Annotated in this window: 11 protein-coding genes; 10 read left to right on the forward strand and 1 reads right to left on the reverse strand. The window is 44.1% G+C overall.

What is annotated here, in order from left to right:
* Nucleotides 1-215 precede the first annotated feature (215 nt).
* From hrcA to GSF08_RS05550, 5 genes are all read left to right on the forward strand, one after another.
* Nucleotides 216-1,229 carry a heat-inducible transcriptional repressor HrcA gene (gene hrcA, locus GSF08_RS05530; protein ID WP_160624848.1) on the forward strand — a complete coding sequence of 338 codons (1,014 nt, stop codon included), beginning with the start codon at nt 216-218 and terminating at the stop codon, nt 1,227-1,229.
* A 10-nt stretch (nt 1,230-1,239) separates the two neighbouring features.
* Nucleotides 1,240-1,845 carry a nucleotide exchange factor GrpE gene (gene grpE, locus GSF08_RS05535; RefSeq protein WP_160624849.1) on the forward strand — a complete coding sequence of 202 codons (606 nt, stop codon included), beginning with the start codon at nt 1,240-1,242 and terminating at the stop codon, nt 1,843-1,845.
* A gap of 32 nt (nt 1,846-1,877) precedes the next feature.
* Nucleotides 1,878-3,683, forward strand: a complete 1,806-nt coding sequence (gene dnaK, locus GSF08_RS05540; RefSeq protein WP_160624850.1) for a molecular chaperone DnaK — start codon at nt 1,878-1,880, stop codon at nt 3,681-3,683.
* Nucleotides 3,684-3,899: 216 nt separating this feature from the next.
* Nucleotides 3,900-5,012 (forward strand): molecular chaperone DnaJ, encoded by a 1,113-nt coding sequence (gene dnaJ / locus GSF08_RS05545; protein ID WP_160624851.1) that lies wholly within the window; start codon nt 3,900-3,902, stop codon nt 5,010-5,012.
* Nucleotides 5,013-5,128: 116 nt separating this feature from the next.
* Nucleotides 5,129-6,724, forward strand: a complete 1,596-nt coding sequence (locus GSF08_RS05550) for an ABC-F family ATP-binding cassette domain-containing protein (RefSeq protein ID WP_160624852.1) — start codon at nt 5,129-5,131, stop codon at nt 6,722-6,724.
* A gap of 17 nt (nt 6,725-6,741) precedes the next feature.
* On the opposite strand, the gene GSF08_RS05555 is transcribed toward GSF08_RS05550, so the two are convergent.
* The gene (locus GSF08_RS05555; protein ID WP_160624853.1) at nt 6,742-8,091 is read right to left on the reverse strand and encodes a CCA tRNA nucleotidyltransferase; all 1,350 of its coding nucleotides are present in this window, start codon (nt 8,089-8,091) and stop codon (nt 6,742-6,744) included.
* Nucleotides 8,092-8,240: 149 nt separating this feature from the next.
* Here GSF08_RS05555 and GSF08_RS05560 point away from each other — a divergent pair, with 149 nt between their 5' ends.
* The 5 genes from GSF08_RS05560 to GSF08_RS05580 all read left to right on the forward strand — a co-directional run bounded on the left by GSF08_RS05560 (nt 8,241) and on the right by GSF08_RS05580 (nt 13,853).
* On the forward strand, nt 8,241-10,793 hold the full coding sequence (locus GSF08_RS05560; protein ID WP_160624854.1) for an ATP-dependent Clp protease ATP-binding subunit: 2,553 nt from the start codon (nt 8,241-8,243) through the stop codon (nt 10,791-10,793).
* A 61-nt stretch (nt 10,794-10,854) separates the two neighbouring features.
* Nucleotides 10,855-11,382, forward strand: a complete 528-nt coding sequence (locus GSF08_RS05565; protein WP_160624855.1) for a gamma carbonic anhydrase family protein — start codon at nt 10,855-10,857, stop codon at nt 11,380-11,382.
* Nucleotides 11,367-12,008 carry a lactate utilization protein gene (locus tag GSF08_RS05570; protein ID WP_160624856.1) on the forward strand — a complete coding sequence of 214 codons (642 nt, stop codon included), beginning with the start codon at nt 11,367-11,369 and terminating at the stop codon, nt 12,006-12,008. The genes GSF08_RS05565 and GSF08_RS05570 overlap by 16 nt, the downstream gene beginning before the upstream one ends.
* 178 nt (nt 12,009-12,186) lie before the next feature.
* The gene (locus GSF08_RS05575; protein ID WP_160624857.1) at nt 12,187-12,942 is read left to right on the forward strand and encodes a class I SAM-dependent methyltransferase; all 756 of its coding nucleotides are present in this window, start codon (nt 12,187-12,189) and stop codon (nt 12,940-12,942) included.
* Nucleotides 12,943-13,076: 134 nt separating this feature from the next.
* On the forward strand, nt 13,077-13,853 hold the full coding sequence (locus GSF08_RS05580; RefSeq protein ID WP_160624858.1) for an FUSC family protein: 777 nt from the start codon (nt 13,077-13,079) through the stop codon (nt 13,851-13,853).

The following is a 13,853-nucleotide window of genomic DNA, read 5'->3' on the forward strand; positions in this document are numbered from 1 at the left end:
ATATAGAAAAGCGGGAAGTATAAAGAAATACACGGTACTTGATCAGGAACATGTCTGTTTTTCTTTGTATATCCTATTTGGAATCGTCATCAACATCCTCTCTTTGTACTTCAGAGTATTCTGAAAAAAATTAGCACTAAATAGTTGACAGTGCTAACGAAATGGCATATACTGTTAGCAGACATGAGATAAGAGTGCTAGAGAGGAGTGGTGAAATGTTGAATGAACGTCAGACAGCCATCTTCAAAACGATCGTTGAAGAATTTATTCGGACAGCTGAGCCGGTAGGCAGTAAAACACTGATGAACATGTTGGATTTTACCTGCTCTTCTGCAACCATACGAAATGAAATGGCGGCGCTGGAAGACATGGGTCTTTTGGAAAAGACACATACCTCGAGCGGACGTGTTCCTTCCAGTAAGGGATATCGCTATTATGTCGAAAATCTTATGGAAAAACAACTGGATGAATCAGTTAAGAATTCATTGCAGACGGTTTTCAAAGAAAAGCATTACACGCTTGATGAAGTGGTAAAAAAAAGCTGTGATATTCTATCACAGATGACCAGCCTTACTTCACTGGTGCTGGGACCGGATTCTCGCTCACAGACCTTGCAGCACATTCAGCTCTTTCCTATTTCGGATCGAACAGCCGTAGCGGTATTCATTACTGATCACGGGCATACGGAAAATAAAACATTCCAGTTTGATGAGTCGGTATCGCTGAATGATATTCAAACCTGCTGTAATCTGCTGAATGATAAACTGTCCGGGACACCGATCAATCATGTCTTGGAAAAGATGGATGAAATAAAGCCGCTGATGGCGGCGTGCGTGAAACGGCATGAGGTTTTGTTTGAAGCCTTTGTCAATGCATTCGTTCGGTTCGCCTCGGATAATGTGTACTGCAGCGGTCAAAGCAATATGCTGTATCAGCCTGAGTTTGCGGATATTGAAAAGCTGAAAGGGCTCATGAAGATGCTGGAGGACAGTTCCCTGTGGCGGCAGCTGGCTGACCATGAGGGCGATCTCGCGATTCGCATCGGCGAGGACAATGAAGTTCTGCAGTCGAACAATGTATCAGTCGTAGCCAGCAAATTCCATATTCATGACGGTGAGGAAGGACAGCTGATGATTGTCGGACCTACTCGTATGCATTACAATCAGGTCGTAGCCCTGATGGAATATATGAGCAGGGTCATTGAAGAAATGTATCGTGAAGAAAGTTAGGAGGTTATCCATGGAAGAACAGAAGAAAGAGCATGTAGAAGCAAACGAAGTCGAAAAAGAATCCTGTGAGGATGCAAAATGTACGACTGAAAAGCATGCGGATGAAGAAAAGAAAGAAGATAAAAAAGAGCGCGGACATAAGCATAAGAAGGAGCTGGAAGCGCTGAAGGAAGAAAATGCGAAACTTAAAGAGGAGCTGGCAGTAAGCAAGAATGCTTATTTCAAGGCATATGCGGATACGGAAAATTTGAAAAAACGGCTTCAGAGCGAAGCTGAGAGTACTCGCAAATATCGAATTCAAAGCTTTGCCAGTGAAGTGCTTCCGGTCTTGGATAACTTAGAGCGCGCGCTTGATGTGAAGGTTGACGATGAGAATATCAAAAATTATGCGAAAGGATTTGAAATGATTCACAGTCAGCTGATTCATATTCTCAAGAATGAAGGAGTCGAGGAAATCGATGCCTTAAACAAACCATTTGATGCCAATTATCATAACGCTTTGATGCAGGAAGCAAAAGAAGGTGTGGAAAGCGGTATCGTAATTGAAGTTTTACAAAAAGGCTATATGCTGAAGGATCGCGTATTGCGTGCGGCTTTGGTAAAAGTCAGTGAATAAATCAAAAACATGTAAATAAGGAGGAAATATTTATGAGCAAAATTATCGGAATTGACTTAGGTACAACAAATTCATGCGTCAGTGTTATGGAAGGCGGCGAATGCAAGGTTATTACGAATCCGGAAGGAAATCGTACGACACCATCGGTTGTCGCTTTCAAAAACGGTGAAAGAATTGTCGGTGATGCGGCGAAACGCCAGGTTGTCACAAATAAAAATACGGTAAGTTCCATTAAACGTAAAATGGGTACGAATGAAAAAGTTTCGCTGGAAGGAAAGGAATACACACCGCAGGAAATTTCTGCTATGATTCTGCAGTATTTAAAAGGATATGCAGAGGATTACTTAGGAGAAAAGGTTGAAAAAGCGGTTATTACCGTACCTGCTTACTTCAACGATGCACAGCGTCAGGCGACCAAGGATGCCGGAAAGATCGCCGGTCTGGAAGTAGAACGTATTATCAATGAACCGACAGCTGCGGCACTGGCATATGGTATTGATAAAACTGAAAAAGAACAAAAGGTTTTGGTTTATGACTTAGGCGGCGGTACATTTGATGTATCTATCCTGGAACTGGCCGACGGTACTTTTGAAGTATTATCAACCGGCGGTGACACTCAACTGGGCGGAGATGACTTCGATAACGCGATCGTTGATTGGATGATTGAAACCTTCCGTAAAGAAAACGGAGTAGATTTAAGCAAAGATGCAATGGCTATGCAGCGTTTGAAGGAATCTGCTGAAAAAGCGAAAAAAGATTTGAGCGGAATGGCTCAGACACAGATTTCACTGCCGTTTATCTCTGCCGGCGCAGACGGTCCGCTGCATTTTGAGGCGAGTCTGACACGGGCAAAATTCGATGAAATGACAAAGAAACTGGTTGATCGTACGATTGAACCGGTACGTCAGGCATTGAAAGATGCAGGCTTGACTAAGCTGGATATTCATCAGGTATTGCTGGTAGGCGGTTCTACCCGTATTCCAGCTGTTCAGGAAGCGGTGAAAAATGAGCTGGGTAAAGAACCAAACCGTTCGGTAAACCCTGATGAAGTAGTTGCGATGGGTGCTTCCATCCAGGGCGGCGTTATCGCCGGTGATGTAAAAGATGTATTGCTGCTGGACGTTACGCCGTTATCCTTAGGTATTGAAACCATGGGCAGTGTTATGACCGTATTGATTCCTCGCAACACGACCATCCCTACAAGCAAGAGTCAGGTGTTCTCAACCGCTGCTGATAATCAGCCGGCTGTTGATATTCATGTACTGCAGGGTGAGCGCCCGATGGCAAATGACAATAAGACGCTCGGTATGTTTAAGCTGGATGGAATCGCTCCGGCGCGCCGTGGCGTACCGCAGATTGAAGTTACCTTTGATATCGACGTCAATGGTATCGTCCACGTATCTGCGAAAGATAAAGGAACCGGCAAATCACAGTCCATCACAATTCAGAATTCATCCGGATTAAGCGATGATGAAATTGAAAAGATGGTAAAAGAGGCTGAAGAACATAAGGCTGAAGATGAGAAGCGCAAAGAAGAAGTAGAACTGCGCAATAAAGCAGAGCAGTTCATTAATCAGATTGATACTTCTATCGCGGAAGCAGGCGATAAGATCGATGCGAAACAAAAAGAAGAAACCATGAAGCTGCGTGATGAACTGCAGAAATCTTTGGATGAAAACGACATGGAAGCAGTTAAGACAAAGCTGGAAGCATTGGAACAGGCTGCTCAGGCCGCAAGCGCTGCGATGTATCAGCAGCAGGATCAGCAGGCTGCTCAAGCCGACAGCGGTGCCAAAGACGACAATGTAGTTGACGCTGAATTTGAAGAAAAGAAATAAACAAATACACATTTCCTAGTGTCAGCGCTAGGATTTGTGTATTTCATCCCTTCATTATGAGATGAATGAAGAAACCGGAGATATCTTGCTTTTCTTGTCAGATATGATAAAATAGCACCCGGTATGAAATATGAGAGCTGCCCACAATACGAATCAGCGGCGGCATCGGACATATATAAATTTGCTGCCAGAAAGATGTAGGAGGGTGATGAGGCAATGAGTAAGAGAGATTATTATGAAGTCCTGGGTATCGAAAAGGGTGCCAGTGACGATGAAATCAAAAAAGCCTATCGTAAAATGGCTAAGAAATATCACCCCGATGTGAATAAGGATGCGGACGCGGAAGCGAAGTTTAAAGAAATTAATGAAGCCTATGAGGTTCTGGGCGATCCGCAGAAAAAAGCGACTTATGATCAGTTTGGTCATGCCGGTATGGAGGGCGCAAACTTCGGTGGTGCCGGGGCATCGGGATTTGGCGGATTTGAAGATTTCGGTGATATTTTCGGGTCGTTCTTTGGCGGCGGATTTGGCGGAAACAGCCGTCGGCAGAATACAAACGGACCGCGTAAAGGAAATGATCGCTTTATGCAGATGCGCATTGATTTCATGGATGCCATCTTCGGTAAGAGTGAAGAAATCACAATTGAATTGGATGAACAGTGCAGCCAATGCTTAGGCAGCGGTGCCCAGTCAAAGGACGATGTAAAAGTATGTTCACGCTGCGGCGGTTCTGGAACGGTTACTACCCAGCAGCGTACCCCGTTTGGTGTGTTTCAGTCACAGTCGGTATGTCCGGACTGTGGCGGAACCGGGAAAACCATTCTTCATAAATGCTCCAAGTGTCATGGCAAGGGCTATGAGCATAAACGAGTAAAATTGGATATTAAGATTCCGGCAGGCATTCAGTCCGGTCAGCAGGTGCGCGTCCCTGGTAAAGGAGAGCGCGGTGCCAATGGCGGCAGTAACGGTGATTTATACATTGAAATTCTGGTTGCCCGTCATAAGACATTTGTTCGTGACGGTAATGATATTCGTATTACGGTTCCGATTTCATCAGTTGATGCGACATTGGGAACCAAGGTGGACGTACCGACCGTATACGGTGATGTCGAGCTGACGATTCCAGCCGGCACGCAATACGGCCAGCAGTTTCGACTGCGCGGCAAGGGTGTGAAAAATCCTCGCGGCGGTCAGGGCGATCAGTACGTAGAAGTACAGGTCGAAATTCCGACTAAGCTGAATAAAGAAGAAAAAGAGTATTATGAGAAGATTAAAAAAAGTAAGAGTTCTGAATCTCCATTTGAAAAATTTAAACGGGCATTCAAGTAAAGCTTGCTGAAGTTAATAAGGCATCCCAGCGGATGCCTTTTCCTATGGAGGGAAGTTTGTCTTTCCCTAAATACCGTGTTATAATGCCTAAACATGAGCATTTGGAGGAAATATTTATGATTGGAACAAATAATGTCAGTGTTCGCTTTGGCGGGCGTACGCTTTATAAAGATGTGAATTTGAAATTTACCGATGGCAACTGCTATGGCTTGATCGGCGCGAACGGAGCCGGTAAAAGTACCTTTTTGAAAGTGTTAAGCAAAGAATTGAAGCCGGATACCGGGGATGTGTTCACCGGACCGCATGAAACAGTATTTACGCTTCAGCAGGATCATTATAAATTTGATGATGTACCGGTGCTGGAAACGGTAATGATGGGAAATGAACGGCTGTACCGGATTATGAAGGAAAAAGAACATTTATATACCAAGGAGGGTGAATTTACCGAGGCCGACGGCATCAAGGCCGGAGAACTTGAAGAGGCATTTGCGAATTTGGATGGATGGAATGCCGAGAGTGAAGCCGCATCGCTGCTGGAATCTCTGGATATTCCGGTAGAGCTTCATCAGGAATTGACGGGGGCGATGACGCCGGCGCAGAAAGTGAAAATTTTATTGGCGCAGGCGCTGTTTGGAAAACCGGATACGCTGCTGCTGGATGAGCCGACCAATGGACTCGATCTGAAAGCAGTTGCCTGGCTGGAGCACTTTTTGGTGAACTATGAAAGTACTATTATCGTCGTATCACATGACCGTCATTTTCTGAACAAGGTATGTACGCATATTGCCGATGTCGATTACGGGGCGATTAAGATTTTTCCTGGTAACTATGATTTTTGGTATGAATCCAGTCAGCTTTTGGCGAAACAGCTGAAAGATGCCAACAAGAAAAAAGAAGATAAGATAAAAGAATTGGAATCCTTTGTGGCGCGGTTTTCTGCGAATGCCGCCAAGTCCAAGCAGGCGACCTCACGAAAAAAAATCTTGGATAAGATAACTCTTGATGATATCAAACCGTCAACCCGCAAATATCTGTTTATCGATTTTAAAGCTGAGCGGGAATCCGGTAAATCGATTTTGTATGCAGAAAATTTAACCGTATCGCTGGAAGGTAAGGAAATGATCAGGAATGTTTCTTTTTCTCTGATGAACGGGGATAAGATTGCCTTGATCGGAAATCCTAACCAGACTTCTTTGCTGTTAAAGGTTCTGGCAAAAGAGATTGAACCGGATCAGGGTAGTATCGAGATCGGTCAGACGATCACCCCTTCGTATATTCCGGATGACAATTCTTCGTATTTTGAAGGCGATGAGAGCATATGTGACTGGTTAAGCAAGTATACAAGTATTGATGATATGGGATACATCCGCGGCTTCTTAGGGCGCATGCTGTTCAGCGGTGAAGAAGCCTTGAAAGCAGTTAATGTTTTATCCGGCGGAGAGCGGGCTCGTTGTATGCTGTCAAAAAGTATGCTGGAAGCTCCCAACCTTTTATTGCTGGATGATCCGACCAATCATTTGGATTTGGAAGCGATTCAAGCGCTGAATAATGGACTGATCAATTTCAAGCATGAACTGATTTTCACTTCACATGATCATCAGTTTATCCAGACCATTGCGAACCGTATTATTGAAATTACTGATAACGGCATCATTGATCGCAGAATGAGCTATGATGAGTACCTTGAAAGAGAACTCGGCATCGAAGAATAAAGAAAAACGCGTTTCAGCTAAGAAACGTGTTTTTTGATATAGGATAGGCAATCCGCTTTGGTATTCGTGATACTTCCTTCAATTACTGCCTGTAAAATTATGTTTAAACCCTTCCCAATCTGGACGCCTGCTAATCCCAAGGCTTTCAGATCGTTTCCGTCTACCGCCAAGCTGGCCAGCGTCAATGCCGGGCATTGCTGTTCCAATTCATTCAAAATTTTCTGACATTGCAATAAAATCTCAATCTTTTCCTTGGCCCGGATTTGCTCCTTTGCTTGATCATCTGCGAGCTGTACCTTGATGATTGATCGGCAAAGTGCGTAATCACCTCCCAGTTTTCCTAAGAAACGGCGCATAAAACGCTCATTGGGCTGCAAATAATAATCATGGCAGGCGATCAGAGTACATACCGTATCCATGGTGGTATGATCGTATTTCAAACGCTTCATAACCTGCGCTGCCAGCTCTTTACTCACCTTTGCGTGGTGAGGAAAGTGTCCGTGATGATTTTCATCCAAATACATGGTATCCGGTTTTCCGATGTCATGAAATACGACAGCCAATTTTTCTATCAAGGTATAGCTGATCGTATGCTGAAGCGCAATCTGAGTATGCTGAAACATATCATATGGGTGCCAAAGACTATGCTGGTTATGATGATACAGCTTGGAAAGCTCCGGAAATAGGATCGTTAGTACTCCACTGTCATACAATAGATCAAGTATATGATCATATTCACTCATCAGCATGCGGTTCCATTCGTCACGGATCCGCTCTGCTGATATATAGGTCAGCAGGTGTGCGTGCTTTTTTAGAGCAGACCAGGTATTCTGCTCGATGGAAAAGTGCAAGGTCATGGAGAAGCGCAGGGCTCTAAGCATCCGCAGCGCATCCTCTTCAAAGCGCTTTTCTGCATCCCCAACACAGCGGATGATCCGCTTGTTTAAATCCTCAAGTCCTCCTACCAGATCAAGCAGTCCTGTTTCTTCATTGTACGCAAGCGTATTGATCGTGAAATCACGGCGATTCACATCCTCCAGTAGTGTATCAGCGAAGGTCACTTCCTGAGGAGTACGGTGATTCTGATAATTCTTATCGGTACGGAAGGTTGTTACTTCATAGTTTTCATGATCGATGCGCAGGGTGAGCGTTCCATGCTTTAAACCAGTTGGGATCACGGTGATTCCTTTATTTTGAAACAATTCCTGTACGAGTTCAGGCCGTGCTGAGGTTGTGATATCATAATCATGAATCGGCAAGCCCAAAACAGCATCGCGCACACAGCCGCCTATGATGTATGCGCTGTGATGATTTCGATGCAAAGTATCTAAAATTAAATGAACCGCTTGGGGCAGGACTATATACATATTCATCACCTATATATGTATATTATACCGATTCATTCGTGAAAAAGAAAGAATTTCAATATTTAGCACTCTAAGCTTGACAGTGCTAAATATCGTGCTATAATAGTATTAGCAATCGTATGATAAGAGTGCTAAAAGGAGTGATAACCATGAATTTTGAAAAAATGTCAGAAGCTTTACAGGCAGTGATTATGAAAGCGATTGAGATCGTAAAAAGCTATCATCATCCACAGATAGATACCATTCATCTTTTGAAGGCTATCTTTGAACATGATGTTTTAGACGGTTTATTTACGCGTTTAAATATAGATAAGCAGAAGGCTCTGTCCATGATTGACCGTGAGATGGGGCGCATCGCTACAAGTGATCAGGCAAATCCGAATTTTTCTAATGAGGCGGCCCGCAGTCTGGAAAAGGCTCAGCAATGGAGTGATTCCATTGAGGAGTCCTACGTCAGTGTCGCGTCGGTATTTATCGCCTTATTATTCAGCAATGCGTATATTTCCAAGGAATTGGTAAAAGAATTTCACTTGCGGGAAAAACAGTGCAAGGAAGAAGAATTAAAACGGAGAGGGGGTAAAAAAATGGATACACCAAATGCAGAAAACAATATTGAGGCGCTTTCCAAATATGGCAGGGATCTGGTTGAAGATGTCAAAAACGGCAAAATTGATCCGGTCATCGGTCGAGATGATGAAATCCGCAGAGTGATTCAGATTTTATCACGGAAAACGAAAAATAATCCGGTGCTGATCGGTGAGCCGGGAGTAGGTAAGACTGCGATCGTTGAAGGTATCGCATGGCGCATTATGAAGGGTGATGTACCGGCATCGCTGAAAGAGAAGCGACTCATTGAATTGGATATGGGTTCCTTGATCGCCGGGGCAAAATACCGCGGTGAATTTGAGGAACGATTGAAAGCCATTCTTGAGGAAGTCAAGCAGGCGGAAGGCAATATCATTCTATTTATTGATGAAATTCACAACTTGGTCGGAGCCGGTAAAACAGAAGGATCGATGGATGCGGCCAATTTATTGAAGCCGATGCTGGCGCGCGGTGAATTGCGCTGTATCGGAGCTACGACATTTAATGAATATCGGCAGTATATTGAAAAGGATGCGGCATTGGAACGGCGTTTCCAGCGAGTTCAGGTTGCAGAACCGACAGTGGAGGATACGATTTCCATCCTGCGTGGTTTAAAGGATCGTTTTGAATCCTATCACGGGGTGAAAATTCTGGATGAAGCAATTATATCCAGCGCGGTGCTTTCTAACCGTTATATCACGGATCGCTTCCTTCCGGATAAAGCAATTGATCTGATTGATGAAGCATGTGCAACGCTGCGAGTAGAAATGGAGTCGATGCCGCAGGAGCTCGATGAGCTGATGCGAAAGATCATGCAGTTGGAAATTGAAGAAACTGCTTTGAAACAGGAAACGGATAAAAAATCTAAAGAACGGCTGGTTGAGATACAAAGTGAGCTGAAAGAACTCAAGCATCAAAAGGATGAGCTGTATACAAAATGGGAAGATGAGAAGGCAGTGCTGGCTTCCAGTAAAGAAGATAAAGTAAAGCTGGAAAAAGCCCGGCTCGATCTGGAGCAGGCACAGAATGAAGCACGGTATGAGGATGCGGCAAAATTACAGTATGCGACGATTCCGCAGCTGGAGAAAAAGATCGCTCAGCATGAGGAGGCAGAGCGCAGTGATGCGTTGATTCAGGAAACGGTCAACGAGGAGCTGATTGCGAAAATTGTTTCAAAATGGAGCGGTGTGGAAGTGTCCCGTCTGGTTGAAAGTGAACGCCAGAAGCTGCTGCATTTAAAAGATGCCCTACAAAAACGGGTCATTGGTCAGGATCAGGCGTTGGAACTGGTCAGCGATGCAATTCTTCGCAGTAAAGCACAGATTCAGGATGAGCATCGCCCGATCGGCAGCTTCCTGTTCTTAGGCCCAACCGGGGTTGGTAAGACCGAAGTTGCGAAGGCTCTTGCTGAACAGCTGTTTGACAGTGAAACTCACATCATTCGCATTGATATGAGTGAATATATGGAGAAACACAGCGTTTCCCGTCTGATCGGCGCACCTCCGGGATACGTCGGTTATGAAGAAGGCGGTCAGCTGTCTGAAGCGGTACGGCGTAATCCGTATTCCATCATTTTATTTGATGAGGTAGAAAAAGCGCATCCTGATGTATTCAATGTATTGCTTCAGATTCTGGATGACGGAAGAATTACGGATTCTAAAGGAGTGACGGTTGATTTTAAAAATACGCTGCTGATTATGACCAGTAATTTAGGTTCTCAGTATGCATATGAGGAAGACCGTGACAATAAATATATGGATGAAGTAAAACGTTACTTTAAACCGGAATTTATCAATCGTATCGATGAAATTATCGTATTCAATGCATTAGATGACGGTATGATGCGAAAGATCGCCCATAAATTTATGCAGGAGCTGATCCAGCGTCTGGCTATGAAGGATATCAAGCTGGAGGTTGATGAGTCTGTTTATCAGCAGATAGCTTTGCAGGGGGTTGATCCGGTTTATGGCGCACGTCCGATGAAACGTTATATTCAGCGTCATATCGAAACCCTAATTGCCCGCAGAATGATCGAGGGCAGTGCGGAAAAGGATGATTGCATCCAACTCCATGTGAACAATGGTGTCTATGAAGCAAAAATCGTGAAGAACGGTTAAGGTACGGATATTCCGTACCTTTTCTTTTGTGTTATAATAAAGAAAGAAAGCAGGTGCAGTTATGATACGATCCTTTCAGGGAAGAATGCCGAATATTGATGAAAATGTTTGGATCGCAAAAACAGCTCTGGTCATTGGTGCAATAGCCATCAAGCGAAACAGCAGCGTGTGGTTTCATAGTGTCATCCGATCGGAAAAAGCACAAATTCTCATTGGAGAACAGACCAATATTCAGGATAATTGCGTACTGCATACCGATTTGGATTATGATTTAACGATTGGGGATCGGGTTACGATCGGTCATCAGTGCATCGTTCATGGCTGTACGATCGGCAATGATACGCTTATCGGTATGGGATCTATTATTATGAATGGCGCAAGGGTAGGAAATCATTGTATTATTGGGGCCGGAGCGATTGTCATAGAGCATATGGAAATCCCCGATTATAGTGTTGCGGTTGGTTCGCCGGCCAAAGTGATCAAACCGATTTCGGAAGAACAGCGCTTATTTATACAGCAGAACGCTGAACATTATCAAACCCTTTCACAGCGTTATCAGCAGGAGGAAAAGCAATGGAAGAACATGTAGCAGCTATTCTGGAAGAACAGCTTGAGGAAACGATTCATAATTTAAACGGACGGCGCTTTGAAACATATATTTGTGAAAACCGCAAGGAAGTATTGCCGTTATTGGATGAACTGATCAAGGATCATACGGTGGTCGCTAACGGCGGAAGTGTTACGCTTCAGGAAATCGGTGTATTGGATTATCTGAAGCAGCGCGATGTTACCTTTTTAGATCGCATGGCACCGAATTTGGATGAAGCGGGATATATGAATTGTATCCGCGAAGCGCTGCACTGTGATACCTATCTGATGAGCTCATCTGCCGTAACTCGCGATGGTCAGCTATACAATATTGACGGTAACGGCAATCGCCTGGCGTCCTTATTATTTGGGCCGAAGCAGGTTTTGGTAATTGTCGGGATCAATAAATTGGTAGCGGATCTGGAGGCAGCACGAGCACGCATGCGCAATCTCAGTGCTCCGGCAAACGCTCATCGGCTGAACTGTCAGACACCATGTGTCAAAACCGGTATGTGTATGGACTGCCGCAGTGCTGATCGCATTTGTGCACAGGAACTGATTACTTCTTGGCAGCGGTTTCCAGGCCGAATCAAAATCATTTTTGTCAAGGAATCATTGGGTTATTAAATCCATCTTAAGTGTTAATAAGAAAGAAGGGAGAAACAGATGAGGTATCTTATTCGAGATAACTGCTCGGTGCAGTTTTAAAATCTGGAAGCAGATTGTACCGAGCGTAAATGAGAATTCTGCTGTCCAGTTAACTGCACCGAATCAGAATATTTAAAAATGAGGAGGAGTAGTTATCATGAATGTAAAAGTATTAAAAGAAGCATGGCTTGCCGAAGCGGCAGAAGCCCATATTCACGGCTGGGATTTTTCCCATATTCATCATCGTTATACAGAGGAAACAGATTTACCATGGGATTATGAACAGCTGATACAGCATTACCGTAAAGATACCGATAAGCTTTTGGATATTGATACCGGCGGCGGGGAATTTCTGCTTGCTTTAAAGCATCCTTATGCAAATACCAGCTGCACTGAGGAATATGATCCCAATGTACGACTGTGTCAGGAGACATTATTGCCGTTAGGCATTGATTTTCGTCGCGGAACGGCTAAGCAGCTGCCATTTTCCGATGCTGCTTTCGATATGGTGATCAACCGACATGGCGATTTATGTGCGTCGGAGCTGTATCGCGTCTTGAAGCCGGGAGGACTGTTCATCAGTGAACAGGTCGGAGAGAATAATGATCGGGAACTGGTAGAGCTGTTATTACCGGGTACCTTGAAGCCATTTCACGGACTGAATTTACACGATCAGTCGCAGGTGTTTGAGCAGGCTGGTTTCACGATTTTGCAAGCTGAAGAAGCATATCGTCCGATTCGCTTTTTTGATGTTGGTGCTTTGGTGTGGTTTGCCTGCATTTTGGAGTGGGAATTTCCGGGATTTACGGTCGAGCGCTGTATGGACAGATTGCTTGAAGCACAGCGTATACTGGAAAAGGATGGAGAAATCATCGGATCGATTCATCGCTATTTGTTAATTGTCCGTAAATAAGCGAATTTTTAGAATTTTAGATGTAAGTGAAGCCGATCATTTGATCGGCTTTTTGCATATTTTCACAATATCTCAGCCAGCATATGAGTAGCGTTTTTTTTTAATTTGTGGCATAATCTTAAAAAGGTGATGAGATGGATCATTTAATCGGCTTACGAACGATCAAAACCGGAATTGCGGTAACTTGTACGGTACTGGTATCCAAATTGCTGGAGCTTCAGTATCCTTTTTATGCCGTGATTGCAACGATCATTTCGATGGATAACTCGATATCCAGTTCTTTTACCAAAGGGAAGAACCGCATGCTGGGAACCACGCTGGGAGCGGTTCTTGGCACTGTCATGGTTATGATTAAGCCGGAGAGTGCTGTTTTGACCGGCATTGCCGTTATGATAGTCATCACTGTATGCAACTTGTTTCACTGGAACGGCAGTATTGTGATTTCCGGTACCGTGATTGCGATCATTATGTTTAATCTGAACAATCGCGATCCGTTTCTATATGCATTATCTCGTCTGGGTGATACCTTCATCGGCATCAGCGTTGCGCTGCTAGTCAATATCAGTATCAAACCGCAGAATTATGAAAAAAAAGTAATTGTAACGAATTTAGAAATTCATAAGGAACTCGATAACTTTCTGGCGCATGATGCATATGATGTTATGAAACTGGAGCGGGAAATTCAAAGTATGAAATCCCATTTGGCTACTTATGACCGGGAGTTGAGCTGGACGCATCATTATCGTGAGGAAATCAATCTGATTCGGGATCATTTTCGATGTTACGATGAGATACTGCTGCATCTTGAGACACTTGCAGAGCTGGATGAACTGGATGAAAATGCATCCTATGTTCGTGATTATCATGAAAAAAAAGCGCGCAGTTTAATTCTGCGGTATGAGGAGGAATAA

The organism is Copranaerobaculum intestinale (assembly GCF_009831105.1).
Taxonomy (GTDB): Bacteria; Bacillota_I; Bacilli_A; order Erysipelotrichales; family Erysipelotrichaceae; genus Copranaerobaculum; species Copranaerobaculum intestinale.